This window comes from Paenimyroides baculatum (assembly GCF_008629655.1).
Lineage (GTDB): Bacteria > Bacteroidota > Bacteroidia > Flavobacteriales > Flavobacteriaceae > Flavobacterium > Flavobacterium baculatum.
The window spans coordinates 1-15,603 of the sequence record NZ_VWSG01000017.1; the positions used below are offsets into that span (position 1 = coordinate 1).

Genomic DNA, 15,603 nt, shown 5'->3' on the forward strand with positions numbered 1-15,603 from the left:
ATAAAAAACAGTACAATTCAGAAAAGAAGACAATTCTACAACCAACAAAAATTAATAAATTTATAAACTAAACACTAAATTAGTTTTTATATTTAACTGTCTAATTTACTTTGAAGACGTACAATTTATAACGTATCTTATTTATAAAAAGACCTTTGTCAACAATAAGTTTATCAATTGAACTTAGTTTTTTTAAAAATATTTTTTTTGCCTCTATATTTTCAACAAGTGTTATTTTCGAGGATAAAAGTATTAGTATCTCTAAATTTATTAAATTGTTGACATTTGAAGAAAGTAAAATATCAAATGTTTTATCAATTAGTTGCTCTAGACCTTGAGTATTCTTTTTAATATTTTCTAGATATAATCTTATCAGCTTGATCTTTTCTATAGAATCATCAATTTTATCAATTTCTGATAATATTTTATCTGAAGAAAGATCTCCTAAAATTATTGATAAAGCTCTTACAACCTTTCTTGATTTCGAATTTTTAAATTTTTCTAATTTTTCATTAGTTGTATCTTTTTTATCATTATCAACCTCATTATTTAAAGACATTATCGATAGTTTAGCAACTATCATATCGTTAATATTTGAATCATTTAACTCATTGTTATCGACTATCTTCAACGCCATAGCAGGATCAATATATAACATATCAGATATAATATCATATATAACTTCACCTGTGTTTGAAAAATCACTTTTTTTAAATAAAGCCTCAATGTCAGACAACAAGTTTTCTTCTATAACATTATTGTCTTTTTTCTGTTTTTTAGCAATCAAACAATATAATCTTAGTCTTTCAATATTAATAATTGATTTGTTAGCTATAGAAAGAGCTCCAGTGTAATCTTTAAAAGCTAATTTTGTAGTGACATCAGATATTAATTCTAAGTTATTTTGAAGATAATTAAAATAACTTCCCTTTAAAGATAAATGCACTAAGTTGTTTTGTTGTTTCAACTGGTTTGATGCATTATTTCCAATGTTTATTATAGAATTGATTTTATTTAGACTGCCTGTATGCTTAAATGAATTGATAAGAAGTTCTTCATTTACTTCTGAATTAATATCAGTCCATCTCTTTTTATCAAATAGTAATTTTAATAATTCAATTTTTTTATCTAAATCTTTAGTTTTATTTAATAGTTTAATTAAAGATTCTTCTACAGAGTCTAGATTTTTTTTGAATTTTTCTGCAACGAAAGCTTTATAAGAACTAGATATAAATTCTACATCGTTGTCACTCATATGTATAAAATCAATACTACTAATCAACTTTTCAATTTCGTGTCTCTTAACATCCGTAATAAATGAGAGATCATCTAAAGATAGTTTATCTGGACTTAAAGATAATAGCGATAATAATGTTACTATTGTTTCATTTTTTAAATCAATTTTGTTTAATTCAACTTTAATCCATTCTGAATAATCTTCAGATTCCATGATTTTAGACAAGGGAATATCCTTATCTAATTGACGTTTTATAATAAATAATCTTGAAAATAATCCTTTTGTAATCTTAAAAATATCTTCTTCCTCATTTTTAGTGATCTCAGAAATATTTAAATAATGTTTTATTTCGTAAATCGATATTCCAACTATATTTATACTTGTTGTCGTTATTCTATTTAAATCTTTAACTTCTTTTTTAAAATCTTTTTCATAACCTGTAATTATGTATTTGAACTCCGATTGACCTAAAAACAAATACTCTTCTAGTTCTTTCATCAAACCAATACTTTTGGACAATCCATCAATTACAAAATAGATCCTTTTGTTTTTATATTTCTGTCTTAATTTATACAAAAGAGATCTATATCTATCAATATTTGAGTCATCATTTTCGTCTTCTCCAAGTCTAAAAGCGACTTGACTTATAATATTATCTAAAAAATAACTCAAAGAGTAATCAATTTTATTATTAGGATTAAAAAAAACTGAAAATGTTATATTGTCATTTTTTTTTTACAAACTCTTGACAAATTACTGTTTTTCCACATCCTTCTTCACCTGCCAAAAAAATTATTTGATTATTATCTAAACACTCTTCAATCTGCGTGATATATTGTTTTCTATCTACAGTTACTTCAAGCGTATTATTAAAACCTAAAGAAAAATCATAAGTTTTAAGAACTTCAGCATTAATTACCATGTTTTTATTGATTAATTTTGTTTAATTATATATTTCGCCAATATACTAATAATCTTTTGTCTCGCATATTAACTTAAGAAGATATTTTTACAAATATGAAATTTTTTATTTTAATACCAGTAAATCATTATTTTAGTAGTTTACTGGTCAATAATTAAAAAATAACAACGCAAAAACACCTATGAAACTATTATTCAGTGTACTATTTCTACTTTTATCAATAATTTCTTTAAAAGCTCAAACAGACTGTAAACAATTATTAGCGCAGAAAATCAATTTATATGATGATCTAGAAAAAACACAGTTGGAACTAACAACAAACTTTTCCAAGCTTACTGATTGCGGATTAGATGAAACAGATATTGTTTTTTTTGGACAGCCACCTGTTTTAGCAACATTGGTTATTGGTTGGTTAAACGAAGATCCTGAAACTGTAACCTATCAAAAGCTATTAGATGAAATATTAAAAATGAAAGCAACGCCTGAATATAAAGAGTCCGTTACCTTTTATAATGATTTTGTATCCCTACGCAGTAAAAGAATTGATCTTGCAAATTGGGAAACAGACAGTCAAATTCTACTGGCATTGGTAAAGGACGAGCGTGCCGTTAATGCCATTTATCAGGTTATTAAAGAAAAACCAGATGAATTTGAAACTTATGGCGACATGATGGATGAATTTAATAAACTTGCTGATTCTATGATAAGTAACAAAGAACCCTTGGCAGAAGAAACTCCTTTTTTAACTGATGCCGAAATAATTGATTACGATGAGTTGCTTTTAACTGCACAGATCTGGGGTAAACCTTTACTGATTTATTTTACCGCTTATGTGGATGTTAATTCACGAAAAATGGAAGAGGCTTTTTTAAATGACAGTGATATACAGGAGTACTTAGAAGCAAATTATTATACCGTAACATTATTTGTGGATGAGAAGAAAGTAGTTCCTAAAAAATACATTACAAAAAATGCAAAAACAGGAAAATTAATGAAAACGTATGGAGCTTTTTATAACAAGATACAGGAAGAGCGTTTTAAAAATCAAAGTCAGCCTTACTTTGCGATTGTATCTCCTGACGGAAAAATTTTAAAAACACAAGGTTTCACCCTAAAGAAGAAAGAGTTTAAAAAGTTTTTAAAATAGATTTTTCTACTACATAGGTGCATAGAACAAATTGAATTTTAATGAACCTAAATAAAAAATAAGTTCTTAACGGACTTTTAAAAATCTGTATCTGTACCCTCATCATCTTCATCCAGAAAATCAAGCTCCTCATCTTGCTGCTTGTAATCATGTGCAATGCCCGGTGGGTTAAACAAACCCCAAGTATCGGTAATAAAGTTTTTGTTGTTAAACGCAGCTACCCACTCTACAAACAATAATCGGAATTCTTCGATCTGCGTACGGATGATCTGGTAATACTCTACGTCTTCAAAACCTAACATTTTCAGGGTGTGATATGAAACCATTAAATCACGTGCTGCCTTACGGATTAATGTCGCATTTTCCATTTTTATATCGTAGAGTTTTACCGCAAGTGCTCCGGCTAATTTCGCCTGAATAAGCATGGCATCGCCCAGCAACTGACCTTTTAAGTCTATCAAAATAGAATCATCTGCAGGAAATAAACCGGTAATTGCTTTTAGGGTTTCAAAAATTTCTTCGGACTTTTTGTAAATGGGTGTTTGCAAGTAATTTTTCATCTGTAACCGTTTTTATAAACATACAAAATTTTCTTGAATTGTAATGTATGCGGATGATTTGCTGAGGTTGATGCATCAAGAGAATCTCCGAAAAGAAAAGAAAAGAAAAGAAAATGAATTTATCTGTCATTCCGACCAAGGAGGACCCGAGCGATAGCGAACTGGCGAAGCAATCTCTAATAATCAAAACTTCAGTTTCTTCTACTACACTCCGTTTCGCTCAGAATGATACTTTTTGGACACCCTCTTTTATTTAAGCTCCATTGTCCCTTATTGATCTTCCCATTATTCTGATTCAGTTAAATTAATCTTCCAACGGTTTTTGTGGTAAAATACACCTGCTATCAGGTTTTTTTTCAAGGATCTCTTTAAACTCGTCTTGCAACAATAGGCTGTTAATTCTATAAAATAAACAGGAACAGGTTATCTAAAACAAAAAAAATTATTATCTTACAGCTTATAATGATTCCCTATTCTTTATTTTCAAAGTTCAATGTCGCATCAACTCCGCGGTTAAAGCATAGTAAAGTGCTGTTAAGCAAATAGTGTAGCCCAAACAAAGCGTTTAATAGAGGGAAATAAATTTAAAACCAATAAAAGCTTCTTACTTTCGTACAACCAATTTCAGTGCTTTTTGCACATTATTATTAAATTCGTGAACCCAGCCCGTTTTATAAATCAACAGCATAAAGATACCTGCGAAGAAACTGCAACGGACGATAAAATCGAACATTCCAAAAATATTTAATGGCAAAACAAAAGCAATTGTCAACAGAACCAGACTGCTTGCAATGGTTTTTATGTAATTGGCATTTATTGGAAGGATATTAAACTTACGGTAAATGAACCACAACTTGGTAAGGTTAAAAACCAGCATGGCAAAAAACGATGCCCATGCAACGCCAATTATTCCAAAATTAGTCTGTGTTAAAACGTAATAATTTAACGCAACGTTTAAAACAGCCAATACTACTATCGCTATTAAATTAAAGCGGTAAAATTTTGAGTAGGCAATAATTTCTGTATTAAAACCGGTTGCCATATTTAACACCACATTTCCGCCTAAAATATACAGTACGGGTAAAATAGGCAGTAATTTATCAGCAGTTGGCAGTATCTCAAAAAAGTCTTTCATTCCCAGAATTACGCAGCCGTATAGCAGAATTCCAATAAAAAACAGGTTTTTGGCGACATCGGCATACTTTATCTTTAAAACGGATAAGTCGTTTTTCTTTAAAGATTCGGATATTAACGGACTGTACAATGCAAATACTCCGGCTGCTGGAATCATTAAAGCATTTGCCAGATTCACACCGATATTAAAATCTCCGTTGGCTGCATTCGATATAAATTCCGGTATCATTATAGAATCAATTCTGAAGGCAAAAAAAGATCCTAAACTTGCCGAAAACGCATACAGACTGTATTGATAATATTGTTTTTTGGGGATCTCTTGGAAAAGGTCTTTGTAGTTTAAAGTATATACCGGTTTAAAATATCTGAACAAATACAATCCGATAGCTAACAGCATAACTGCAAAAGAAACTGCATAAAAAATCAATCCTTGTACTTCTGTAAAACCGTAATATAAGATCAATACAAAAGCTAAGGGTAGTGTTATTTTAGGAATGATTTTTTCGTAAAAAGTAGGAATTGAAAGTTTTTGAAGGTTGGTTGCCTGTCGTTTAAACAAATCGACATACGCCAAACAGATTGCTATAAAAAAACCATAAATAAAATACTGTTTGTTTTCCAGCCAATCAAACCAGTAAACAACAGTTACACCAATGGCGCAGAAAAAAATCATCCAAACAATAGAAATCATGCTGTACGAAAATAATTTCCGCTGCAATAAATCGTTTAGTTTCGGTTGAAAATTCAATAACGCAGTTGATGCTCCTAAAACCATAATGGGGTACAATATTTGTGCAAAACCATCGATAAAACGAATAATTCCCAGCAAATCTTTATCGTACGGATAAATAAAAAGTGTGGACACCGTGCCAATTAGCACACCGAAATAATTTATCAGCGTAAACCACAAAGCCTGTTTGCTAGAAAACTTGGTATCCATTTTACATTTTTTACAAATATAATCGTTAATCTTTAAATTGATTTTAATTACTTTTACCAATCACAATTTTCTATTATGTACGAAAAAACCTATCCGAAACAACGCTTTAAAATTACCATGGATTTTTTGCTGGAACACATTTCTAAAGATGCAAAAATTTTAGATTTGGGTGTAGAAAATCCGTTGTCTGCATTGATGAAAGAGGAAGGATTTAACGTACAAAATACCACCGGAGAAGATTTAGACGAAAATCAGGAAGCGTTGCAGCAAACCGATTATGATGTATTGACCGCTTTTGAAATTTTTGAACATTTGCTGAATCCGTACACCGTTTTAAAAAACTGTAAGGCACATAAAATTGTGATTTCGGTTCCGTTGCGTTTGTGGTTTTCCCCGGCTTATCGTAGTAAAACAGATTTTTGGGACAGACATTATCACGAGTTTGAAGATTGGCAGTTGGATTGGTTGCTTGAAAAATGTGGCTATAAAATTACGGCTCGAAAAAAATGGGCGCATGCGGTGAATAAAATCGGGATTCGACCATTGTTGCGAAAGTTCACTCCGCGTTATTACATGATTTTGGCAGAAAAAATTTAGCATGAAGGTTTATTGCGTAATCCCCACTTATAACGAAGAAACTTTTATTGCCCTAACATTAAATTCGCTGGTGCAGCAAACCGTTGTGCCCGATAAAATTGTAGTAGTAAACGATAATTCTACCGATAGAACTGCTGATATTATTGCTGATTTCGAAAGAAAGCACGAGAATATTTCTCAGGTTTTTAATGAGTCTGAAAACAAGCATTTACCGGGGAGCAAGGTAATTAGAGCGTTCAACAAAGGTTTTAAAACATTAGACGATTCGTTTGATATTATTGTGAAATTAGATGGTGATTTGATTCTTCCTACAAATTATTTTGAACGAATTATTGAAACTTTCAACAAAAACAGCCGAATTGGAATGGTTGGCGGTTTTGCATATATCGAAAAAAACAACGAATGGATTTTAGAAAGTTTAACCGACAAAGACCATATTCGTGGGGCGTTTAAAGCCTACCGAAAAGAATGTTTTTTAGAAATTGGTGGCTTGAAACCTGCGATGGGTTGGGATACGGTTGACGAATTGTTGTGCCGTTTTTACAATTGGCAAATTATTACTTTAGAAGATTTAAAGGTTAAGCATTTGAAACCAACCGGTGCTACCTACGATCAATCGGCACGATACAAACAAGGCGAAGCTTTTTACACTTTAGGCTACGGTTTTTGGATTACTGCCATTGCCAGTTTAAAATTAGCCTTACGCAAACAAAAACCTTTACTTTTTATTGACTATTTAAAAGGATTTTTTAAAGCCAAAAACAACAAAACTCCGTTATTGGTAACTACAGAACAAGCTAAATTTATAAGAGCATATCGCTGGAAGAAAATGAAAGAGAAATTGTTTTAAACTTTTTAGTTAAATTCAACCATAAAAAATCCATCCTCAATTTTGTATAAATTATAAACGTACGATTTAAATACTAATTCAGGATTTTTTATCTGTTCATTAAAAGCTACAAATTCTATGTTTTCTTGTAAACCGCTAAAAGAAATTACATCTTTTGAAAACCATGCATTTTGACCAATTTCTTTTAGAACAATCGTTTTTACAAAAGGAAACTGTTCTAAAATTCTATATGATTTGCGTGCATAATTTATATCTCCTTTATACATAATTTTTTTAATATCGTACGTTCTTACAACTGCGTTTAAATCATAAACGAACATTTCCTGATACTCTTTTTGGAACTGTAAAGCATTAGATGTTTGAGCCATTAAATTGAAACAAAATATCGTATTCAATATAATTAAAACTCTAAATACTTTAAAATAAATACCCTTAAAATTCTTTGAAAAATAAACCATTGTAAACATAAAAACACCGAATCCGGGTAAAGCTCTTAGTGGAAGATATTCTGCTTTGATAAATAAATTTGGACCTAATATAAGCAGTATTGAAGTTAAAACCAGTACTATTCTTCCTATAAGGATCTTTACTGTGTAAAAGAATGACTTTTTTTTGAGAAACAAATCAATCGCAGATACAATTGGCAGTGATATTAGCGCAATCAGTATTACATAGTAATAACCTGTATCATAAAGCAATAGGCAGATATCGTAAAATGTAAGTAGCTTTTCAATTAGTAAGTCTTTAACGTTGGGTTCAGAGAAAACAAGCTGCATTCTACTGTCATTGACACCAAGGTTTAATAGCGTTTTCGTTAAATGGTAAAAAGTGAAACCGATTATAAACGACAAGATCATGAAAAACGCATTCAAAAATAAATTCTTTAATTCGTTCTTTTCAAAACAATTATACAAATAAATTATTCCTACAGAGAAAAATATTGAAATAGACGGTTGAAACAACCCTAACGTTAAGAAAAAACACACACTGGAAATAGCAATAAAACATTTCTTATTGTTAAAAAAAATAAAAGGAATAATCATTAAAAAAATAGACAGTGACATAAATAATATATCATATCTATAAGGGAGATTACTTAAATAAAAGGGCGAGATTAATATTAGTAAAGAAGTCCATTTAATCTTTTTTCCTTTCTCAATGCCCCACATTTCACATAATAAATATCCCGCAAAACCTAATATTAATACCGACATAGTAAGACTGTAAGGATACAAACTGAATGCGTAATTGGAGAACGATGTTATTTTTGTGATCCAATTATTAACAAATCGGGCATCGTGATTCCAACCATGTCCATAAAGAATTCTTGAATGATCATCGCTATAATAAACATTTGCGATTAGCAATGGTAAAACATATACAACACTTAAAATTAATGTTAGCGTCAATGCTTTTTTATCTTGCAAAAGTTTATTTAATTCTTCTATCTTCATTGCACTTTTTTAAATAGATTTCACAATAAATTTCAAACTAATGAAACGTTATTACTGCATACGGTGGCTGTATGCGTAAAGTATAATATTTATTTTCCTGAATTGTAGGAAAAGTTTCTTTATTAGATAAAACTTTTGTTCGTTCTTCACCAAAAACATATGTATTAGACATTATTCCGTATTTATTCATACGGATTATACCCCAATAAAATTCATAGTGTTCGTATAAAGGAGCTAGTTTAAAAATAAGCGGCATTGTTTCATTTTTTACTGTTGCGTTTCTAGGAGCATATTGAATACTGCCATCAATTATTAATTTTAAATCTTTGTGTTTTAAAACTTCCGGAGCAATCATCGAGCTAATAAAATCTGAATATTCATCTTGGTTTTTAAGAAATATTCCTAATTGTGATGATATTAAAAATGAGTAATAGATTATAGGAATAAAAACGATATTTGAAAGAATTTCTACTTTTCTAGGAATTTGAATAACCGCGTAAAAGCACATTAAAAGCACAAAAGCATAACCAATTAAACTTCTGGGACTCCAACGTGGTTCCATTACAACCAAATTAATACTCACCGATAATAATAAGACAAAGGCAATCAATAGAACCGATCCTAAAATCTGTAAGATAATTTTTTTTGTAAATTTTTGCTTTATCAAAAAAGCAGTAATTCCAACAATTGATGAGATACAAACTATATAGAAAGCGTATCTAAAAGATGATTTTATTAAACTAAATAGTAACATTTTGTATCCTTCCCAACGTTCATTAAGTAATTCTTTAAAATTAGGAGTACTAAAAATAAATTCGCTTCGCTGTGTATCAACCATCTCTATTCCCAATTGACCTAATCTATATTGATAATAAAAGAATGCTAGTACAAAAGCAATAAGTGCCAATGAGCCATTTATTAAAATATGCTTATAACGCAATGACCAAATATCCTTAATTAAAAAAAAACATAAAACCATGGCGTAAGACAGCGCAGTGGTTTGATATAAACCGAATATTAAATACAAAAACAAAAAACTTGCAATGAAGAAACGTACTTTGTATTGATATAATAAAAATGGTAGTACGGCAAATAGTATTGATAACGAAATAGGTAAGCAATCAAACTTATAAGTAAGAATCTCTAATAAAAAAGGACAAGTAGCTACAATTAAACTTGCCGTTATTAAATGAAATTTATTTTTAATGCCTAAACTGTAAGTTAAAACAAAACCTGTTAAGGCAAGAAAAAAGGTGCTTAAAATTGTTGAATATGGAAAAAGGCTGTAAACAACTTCTAACTGACTTGAAAGCAAATGCATAATATTCGATGACATAAATCTTCCATCTCTATTCCAATTATAACCTTCTACCGTGCGATTCATATCATCTATATAAAAGGTATTAGCTAAAATAATAGGTAATATATACAGAAAGCAAATTGCAAAAAGTAAAAGAAGTACTTTTTTATAAGATAATTTCTCTAAAAAGAATTGATTGCTTGTAAAACAATTTCTTATATAATTACTTGTCATTACCTTTAAATTTATGTTTTAAAATATAACGTGGTCTGCGTTTGGTTTCTAAATACGTTCTTCCTAAATATTCTCCTAAAACTCCGATTCCAATGAGCTGCACACCGCCAAAAAAGAGGATGGCAACCATTAACGATGCGTAACCCGATGCATTGATTCCGAAGAACAGTTTTTCAATAATGATTTTTAATCCGTATAAAAAAGAGATGAAAGCGATAATGCTTCCAAAGTACGTCCATACTTTTAAAGGCAAGGTAGAAAAAGAAGTGATTCCCTGTACTGCCAAATTCCATAATTTAATGTAGTTGAACTTTGTTTTACCTTCTGTACGACTTGGTCTGCTGTAATTAACAACAACGGTTTCAAAACCAACCCAACTCATTAACCCTTTCATAAAAAGCTGGTTTTCTTGCAAACTCACAATTTCATTTACAACTTGGCGGGTCATTAATCTGAAATCGCCTACATTTTCTTCTAGTTTCAAAGTCGACATTTTATTGTTCAACCTATAAAACCATTGTGCCGAAAATCTTTTTAGAGCGGTATCGGTTCCTCTGTTGGATCTACGCGCCAAAACAACATCTGCACCTTTTTCATAAGCGGTAATCATTTCAAAAATCAATTCGAAAGGATCCTGCAAATCAACATCCATAGGAATCATCAAATCTCCTTCGGCATGTTCCAAACCTGCAAACAAAGCGGCTTCTTTACCAAAATTCCTAGAAAAAATCAAAGCTTTGCAGTCGACATTTTCTTTAATCAATCTGTTTAAAATAGTTGGTGTTTTATCTTTACTTCCGTCATCAACAAACAAAACGCTTGCAGCATATCCTTTTTCAAACAAAGTTTCTTTGAATTTCAGAAACTCGCTAAAAAAGGTATCAATACTTAATTCTTCGTTGTAAACCGGGACAATTATACAGATTTGCTTCATAAATCGCTGTAATTAGAGGCAAGCCAAAAATACATTTTTAAAATTATATCTTTTGCTTTTACAGGATCAAATTATAATTTTATTTGGTAAATTAGCAGATTAAAATAGTGTTATGATTAAAATGTTAGCTAACATTGGGAAGTACTTCATTATGCTGGGCGAAATTTTCCGTCGTCCTACAAAATGGCGTCTTATGAGAAATCTTATTTTTAAGGAAATCGACGAATTAATCATCGGTTCCTTGGGAATTGTAGCATTTTTATCGTTTTTCATTGGTGCGGTTGTAACCATACAAACCGCCTTAAACTTAAACAATCCCATCATCCCTAAATATTTAATTGGTTTTACGGCAAGACAGTCTATAATTTTAGAATTCTCGCCAACGTTTGTATCAATTATTATGGCAGGTAGAATGGGTTCTTATATTACATCGAGTATAGGTACCATGCGGGTTACCGAACAAATCGACGCCTTGGAAGTTATGGGTATCAACCCGTTAAACTATCTGGTTTTTCCTAAACTAATCGCCTCTATCACCTACCCTTTTGTTATTGCCTTAAGTATGTTTATTGGTATTTTTGGTGGATATATTGCAGGATCTTTAGGCGGATATTTGGCTCCCGAAGAATTTGTAAAAGGTCTGCAAGACGATTTTCAGCCGTTCCATGTTATTTATGCCTTTATAAAAACAGCCGTTTTTGGCTTTATTTTAGCTACCGTGCCATCGTTTTACGGTTATTATATGGAAGGTGGAGCACTGGAAGTTGGTAAAGCATCAACAAAAGCATTCGTTTGGACATCAATTTCCATTATTATCTGTAACTATATCCTAACCCAAATGTTGTTAACCTAATGATAGAAGTAAAAGACTTAAAGAAATCTTTTGATGATAAAGAGGTTTTAAAAGGTATTACCACCACGTACGAAGCTGGTAAAACCAATTTGATTATTGGTCAGTCGGGCTCGGGAAAAACCGTAATGCTAAAAACATTGTTGGGCGTGCATTTGCCAGACAGCGGACAAATCTTGTTCGACGGAAGGGATTTTGCAACATTGGATCCGAACGAAAAACGTACATTGAGAACCGAAATGGGGATGGTTTTTCAGGGAAGTGCCTTATTTGATTCTATGACCGTAGAAGAAAATATCGGCTTTCCGCTAAAAATGTTTACCAATAAAACCAATGCCGAAATACGCGACCGTGTTCAGGAAGTAATTGACCGTGTGGAACTGATTGATGCCAACAAAAAAATGCCTTCGGAAATTTCGGGTGGTATGCAGAAACGTGTTGCCATTGCACGCGCCATTGTTAACAATCCAAAATACTTGTTTTGCGATGAGCCCAATTCGGGTCTGGATCCTAAAACTGCTATCGTAATTGATGAACTTATTCAGGAAATTACCCACGAATACAATATTACAACGGTAATTAACACCCACGATATGAACTCGGTTTTACAAATTGGCGAACATATTTGTTTTTTGAAAGACGGAAAGCTGGTTTGGGAAGGCACAAGTAAGGAAATCATGGTAACCGATAACGAGGATATTGTAGATTTTGTTTACTCGTCTGAATTGTTAAGAGAAATACGCCGTTTTCATAGCGGAAAGAAATAATCGGGATTTTTTCTCGATTTTTTGTTCGATTTAAATTGATAAATATGTTTTCGTTTTTTAAAAGCAGTATCGAAAAAGATTTGATAAAACTGGGGTTTGAAGAGTTGGTTAAAGGCTATCGCCAAAAAGTAAAAAGCAACGAATGGACAAAGCAACAGTTCAACGATGCTTTAAAAAACTTACACGCCAAAAACAAGAGCCAGATCAACAACATTGGCAATGTAAATGTGGCAACCCGACAGTCTTTTGATGTGGATGATTCAATTGTTCCTCTTAATCTGCAAAACATTCAACAGGAATTTATAGATTACGATTATATTTACAGCACCTTGCTTTTTGAATACAACAGCAACAACCGTATTCACACCAAAGCACTATATCAGCTTGATAAATTGTTACACGAAAATTATCCCAATGCTGTTATTTTAGAAGAAGATCAACAGAAAATAAAACAGCTTCATTTACGCGATTTAATTAACGAAGCTACCTTACCATTTACACTTGAAAACAAGAATTATTTAAAAACGGTTTTTAACGAATTATTAAACAGATATAAAAACAAAATCGGAGAATAGTGAGTCTATTTTCCGATTTTTCATTATAAGTTTTTTCTTATTCTTTAGAGAATTATTTAACCGCTTCTGGTGAAACTTTTGTTTTTAGAAATTCAAAAACATCATTTGTTTGTCTGGTAAATAAACCTATCTGCTCTTCGGTTCCGTCTGGTAATAAAATCTTCATAGAAATAACTTTAAAAAAGAGAAAACCTCCTTTTTTAATAAAACTTACCTCATCATATCTGAAAGAACAATTTTGTCTTTGGCTTTTTGCAGCCAAACCTTTGGTTAAATTATCCATTTGATTTGGTACAAAGGCAAACTCCTCATCAAAGTAAGTAATTTTTCCGGTACTTTGTCCGCCAGCATAGTTTAATGTGCTGTAAACAGTATCTCCAACTTTTATCATATCTTTTTATTTTTTATCTAAATTATTCCAATAACCTTCAAATTGATCTAAAACCGCTTTTGGCAGATCATCCGGATTAAAATCGTACGTATCAAACATGGGATCGTAATTGGTTTCAGCCGAACTTTCCATTCTGTAAAATTTATTTTTATAGATTAAAAGCAGTACCACACTAAATTGCTCGTCCATGTTGTCTTTGGGATGTTTAGAATACACAAACAAATCAGCCTGTCCGTCTTTATCGGCATCGAAAAAAGCTTTACGTGCATCCCAAACCGATGTGATAATTCCCGGCTCGGCAACCTTGTCTTCTGCAACAACTTTCCATTCGTTATTCACTTTTTTAAACTGCTGAATGTACAACTCGTCTTGCGAACTGCCATGTTCGTTTTTAGAAAACACATAATAGTTTTGTTCTTTTGGAGTAGAAATATCTTCGACCTGCAAAACGCGTTTGCCTTTAAATGGAAAGCCCGATTGTTGAAACTTTTCTTTGTTTACAGTGGTATCGGTAATTTGCGAAAATCCGAAATTAACAAACAGCAGACTTATAATTAAAACGATCCTTTTCATTTTTTAGATTAATTAGTTAATAAACGTAATCATTGCTTCTTTGTTTTTAGCAGCTTCAGCAAAAATATGCTGTACAGATAAAAAACCTTCAACCAGATATTCAAACACATCGTCGCCTTCGTTCCAAATAGATGGATAAATTTCTAATTCGTTCATTTTTTCAGGATTGAAATTCTGCTTTAAACCTTCTACGGTAATTTTCGATATTTCATTATTCAGTTCAACAACTTCTTCCGGAGTAAGATAATGCGCCGGACCCAAACCTAAATCCTGATCCTCGTCTATAATTTGTCCGCTGAATAAAATTCTTGTTAGATGATGCTCTGCAGTATCTAAACTTTGCCCTGTGAGCAGAAAAATAATTCCATCCCAAGTTTTGTCGATATCTGCAAACTTTTCGTCTTCATTAATTTCGTCGGCGTAAAGTTTGTCTTCTAATAACGAACTATCTTCTAAATATGCTTCAAGCTCTGCATTTGTTACTCGCAGCAAATTTCCAATCATTCCCATAGTGTGGCTTATTTTATGTGGTTAAACATTTTTGATACTTCTTCGTGGCTTTCAAGCGTAACAATCGTAAAAACATAACTATCTGAATCTATATCCAATATTTCCAGTGAAAATCCTTTGGGTTTCAGTTCTTGGGTATCGATTAGTTCCAAAATTTCAAATGTTTCGTTATCGTCATACTTACACTCATCTGTCAAAACAAAACCATAATCTTTTGCATTTAAAATGCGGTTTATAGCAAAACGAATTTCTTCTTCGTCTTCTTTCCAATCAACTTCTGCCATTTGGTCGTTATCTATAAGTGTATCAACCAAAACAAATTTGGCAGTAAGGTTTGCATTAGCCGGAAAAGTTAATCCGCGTTCAGACAAGATAAATTCGTTATCGCTGTCATAAAACGATTTCGGATTTTCGAATGCTTGTTTAAGTTTCTGTTTTAATTCATTTTTTAGAGCATCAGAAACCACAACGACTTCTGTTATTTCTTGATAGCGTTGTAAATCAGTCGGAGTATTTAACGGAACTGGTTCGTTTTTGTCGATGGCTTTTTGTCCGAAAAATTTTGAAAAGAATCCCATATATGTTTTGTTTGATTTTTTAAAATACTATTGTTTTTTGATCTGTAATT

17 protein-coding genes are annotated in these 15,603 nt (G+C 31.5%); 6 read left to right on the forward strand and 11 right to left on the reverse strand.

Going from position 1 to position 15,603, the window contains the following annotated elements; genetic code table 11:
- Positions 1 to 100 precede the first annotated feature (100 nt).
- Together F0460_RS15140 and F0460_RS15145 are read right to left on the reverse strand one after the other, a co-directional pair.
- Positions 101 to 1,909 (reverse strand): hypothetical protein, encoded by a 1,809-nt coding sequence (locus F0460_RS15140; RefSeq protein WP_150014743.1) that lies wholly within the window; start codon positions 1,907 to 1,909, stop codon positions 101 to 103.
- Positions 1,910 to 1,961: 52 nt separating this feature from the next.
- On the reverse strand, positions 1,962 to 2,159 hold the full coding sequence (locus F0460_RS15145; RefSeq protein WP_150014745.1) for a DEAD/DEAH box helicase family protein: 198 nt from the start codon (positions 2,157 to 2,159) through the stop codon (positions 1,962 to 1,964).
- 181 nt (positions 2,160 to 2,340) lie between these two features.
- Here F0460_RS15145 and F0460_RS15150 point away from each other — a divergent pair, with 181 nt between their 5' ends.
- The gene (locus tag F0460_RS15150) at positions 2,341 to 3,306 is read left to right on the forward strand and encodes a thioredoxin domain-containing protein (RefSeq protein ID WP_150014747.1); all 966 of its coding nucleotides are present in this window, start codon (positions 2,341 to 2,343) and stop codon (positions 3,304 to 3,306) included.
- Between the two features lie 77 nt (positions 3,307 to 3,383).
- Here F0460_RS15150 and F0460_RS16245 read toward each other — a convergent pair whose 3' ends face one another.
- Together F0460_RS16245 and F0460_RS15160 are read right to left on the reverse strand one after the other, a co-directional pair.
- Entirely contained in the window at positions 3,384 to 3,866 is a 483-nt protein-coding gene (locus tag F0460_RS16245) for a hypothetical protein (protein WP_190304171.1), read from the reverse strand.
- A 604-nt stretch (positions 3,867 to 4,470) separates the two neighbouring features.
- The gene (locus tag F0460_RS15160) at positions 4,471 to 5,940 is read right to left on the reverse strand and encodes an MATE family efflux transporter (protein ID WP_150014749.1); all 1,470 of its coding nucleotides are present in this window, start codon (positions 5,938 to 5,940) and stop codon (positions 4,471 to 4,473) included.
- Positions 5,941 to 6,015: 75 nt separating this feature from the next.
- On the opposite strand from F0460_RS15160, the gene F0460_RS15165 reads away from it, so the two are divergent.
- Entirely contained in the window at positions 6,016 to 6,537 is a 522-nt protein-coding gene (locus F0460_RS15165) for a class I SAM-dependent methyltransferase (protein ID WP_223810833.1), read from the forward strand.
- Between the two features lies 1 nt (position 6,538).
- Positions 6,539 to 7,387 (forward strand): glycosyltransferase family 2 protein, encoded by an 849-nt coding sequence (locus F0460_RS15170; protein ID WP_150014751.1) that lies wholly within the window; start codon positions 6,539 to 6,541, stop codon positions 7,385 to 7,387.
- 5 nt (positions 7,388 to 7,392) lie between these two features.
- Here F0460_RS15170 and F0460_RS15175 read toward each other — a convergent pair whose 3' ends face one another.
- From F0460_RS15175 to F0460_RS15185, 3 genes are read right to left on the reverse strand one after another with little or no spacing between them, the layout of a single operon-like run.
- On the reverse strand, positions 7,393 to 8,841 hold the full coding sequence (locus F0460_RS15175; RefSeq protein ID WP_150014753.1) for a glucosyltransferase domain-containing protein: 1,449 nt from the start codon (positions 8,839 to 8,841) through the stop codon (positions 7,393 to 7,395).
- Between the two features lie 37 nt (positions 8,842 to 8,878).
- Positions 8,879 to 10,375: a glucosyltransferase domain-containing protein gene (locus F0460_RS15180; RefSeq protein WP_150014755.1), complete on the reverse strand. Its 1,497-nt coding sequence runs from the start codon at positions 10,373 to 10,375 to the stop codon at positions 8,879 to 8,881.
- Entirely contained in the window at positions 10,365 to 11,309 is a 945-nt protein-coding gene (locus tag F0460_RS15185) for a glycosyltransferase family 2 protein (protein WP_150014757.1), read from the reverse strand. Before F0460_RS15185 ends, F0460_RS15180 begins: the two co-directional genes overlap by 11 nt.
- A gap of 112 nt (positions 11,310 to 11,421) precedes the next feature.
- Between F0460_RS15185 and F0460_RS15190 the strand changes: the two genes are divergently transcribed.
- The 3 genes from F0460_RS15190 to F0460_RS15200 are packed head-to-tail and all read left to right on the forward strand — an operon-like array spanning position 11,422 to position 13,501.
- A complete protein-coding gene (locus F0460_RS15190; protein ID WP_150014759.1) occupies positions 11,422 to 12,162 on the forward strand; it encodes an MlaE family ABC transporter permease in 741 nt (246 codons plus the stop codon).
- The gene (locus tag F0460_RS15195) at positions 12,162 to 12,926 is read left to right on the forward strand and encodes an ABC transporter ATP-binding protein (RefSeq protein WP_150014761.1); all 765 of its coding nucleotides are present in this window, start codon (positions 12,162 to 12,164) and stop codon (positions 12,924 to 12,926) included. Before F0460_RS15190 ends, F0460_RS15195 begins: the two co-directional genes overlap by 1 nt.
- Before the next feature lie 44 nt (positions 12,927 to 12,970).
- Positions 12,971 to 13,501 (forward strand): hypothetical protein, encoded by a 531-nt coding sequence (locus tag F0460_RS15200; RefSeq protein ID WP_150014763.1) that lies wholly within the window; start codon positions 12,971 to 12,973, stop codon positions 13,499 to 13,501.
- 52 nt (positions 13,502 to 13,553) lie between these two features.
- On the opposite strand, the gene F0460_RS15205 is transcribed toward F0460_RS15200, so the two are convergent.
- The 4 genes from F0460_RS15205 to F0460_RS15220 are packed head-to-tail and all read right to left on the reverse strand — an operon-like array spanning position 13,554 to position 15,553.
- A complete protein-coding gene (locus F0460_RS15205; protein WP_150014765.1) occupies positions 13,554 to 13,892 on the reverse strand; it encodes a hypothetical protein in 339 nt (112 codons plus the stop codon).
- A 6-nt stretch (positions 13,893 to 13,898) separates the two neighbouring features.
- A complete protein-coding gene (locus tag F0460_RS15210; protein ID WP_150014767.1) occupies positions 13,899 to 14,465 on the reverse strand; it encodes a hypothetical protein in 567 nt (188 codons plus the stop codon).
- Between the two features lie 12 nt (positions 14,466 to 14,477).
- Positions 14,478 to 14,975: a YfbM family protein gene (locus F0460_RS15215; RefSeq protein WP_223810834.1), complete on the reverse strand. Its 498-nt coding sequence runs from the start codon at positions 14,973 to 14,975 to the stop codon at positions 14,478 to 14,480.
- A gap of 8 nt (positions 14,976 to 14,983) precedes the next feature.
- Entirely contained in the window at positions 14,984 to 15,553 is a 570-nt protein-coding gene (locus F0460_RS15220) for a DUF6630 family protein (RefSeq protein WP_150014771.1), read from the reverse strand.
- Positions 15,554 to 15,603: the final 50 nt, after the last annotated feature.

Excerpts from the sequence above, each read along its gene's own strand:
- F0460_RS15205 (WP_150014765.1), bottom strand. The coding sequence starts at position 13,892 with ATGATAAAAGTTGGAGATACTGTTTACAGCACATTAAACTATGCTGGC.
- F0460_RS15145 (WP_150014745.1), bottom strand. The coding sequence starts at position 2,159 with ATGGTAATTAATGCTGAAGTTCTTAAAACTTATGATTTTTCTTTAGGT.
- F0460_RS15175 (WP_150014753.1), bottom strand. The coding sequence starts at position 8,841 with ATGAAGATAGAAGAATTAAATAAACTTTTGCAAGATAAAAAAGCATTG.
- F0460_RS15165 (WP_223810833.1), top strand. The coding sequence starts at position 6,016 with ATGTACGAAAAAACCTATCCGAAACAACGCTTTAAAATTACCATGGAT.
- F0460_RS15200 (WP_150014763.1), top strand. The coding sequence starts at position 12,971 with ATGTTTTCGTTTTTTAAAAGCAGTATCGAAAAAGATTTGATAAAACTG.
- F0460_RS15180 (WP_150014755.1), bottom strand. The coding sequence starts at position 10,375 with ATGACAAGTAATTATATAAGAAATTGTTTTACAAGCAATCAATTCTTT.
- F0460_RS15195 (WP_150014761.1), top strand. The coding sequence starts at position 12,162 with ATGATAGAAGTAAAAGACTTAAAGAAATCTTTTGATGATAAAGAGGTT.
- F0460_RS15215 (WP_223810834.1), bottom strand. The coding sequence starts at position 14,975 with ATGGGAATGATTGGAAATTTGCTGCGAGTAACAAATGCAGAGCTTGAA.
- F0460_RS15220 (WP_150014771.1), bottom strand. The coding sequence starts at position 15,553 with ATGGGATTCTTTTCAAAATTTTTCGGACAAAAAGCCATCGACAAAAAC.
- F0460_RS15210 (WP_150014767.1), bottom strand. The coding sequence starts at position 14,465 with ATGAAAAGGATCGTTTTAATTATAAGTCTGCTGTTTGTTAATTTCGGA.
- F0460_RS15170 (WP_150014751.1), top strand. The coding sequence starts at position 6,539 with ATGAAGGTTTATTGCGTAATCCCCACTTATAACGAAGAAACTTTTATT.
- F0460_RS15185 (WP_150014757.1), bottom strand. The coding sequence starts at position 11,309 with ATGAAGCAAATCTGTATAATTGTCCCGGTTTACAACGAAGAATTAAGT.
- F0460_RS16245 (WP_190304171.1), bottom strand. The coding sequence starts at position 3,866 with ATGAAAAATTACTTGCAAACACCCATTTACAAAAAGTCCGAAGAAATT.
- F0460_RS15150 (WP_150014747.1), top strand. The coding sequence starts at position 2,341 with ATGAAACTATTATTCAGTGTACTATTTCTACTTTTATCAATAATTTCT.
- F0460_RS15160 (WP_150014749.1), bottom strand. The coding sequence starts at position 5,940 with ATGGATACCAAGTTTTCTAGCAAACAGGCTTTGTGGTTTACGCTGATA.
- F0460_RS15190 (WP_150014759.1), top strand. The coding sequence starts at position 11,422 with ATGATTAAAATGTTAGCTAACATTGGGAAGTACTTCATTATGCTGGGC.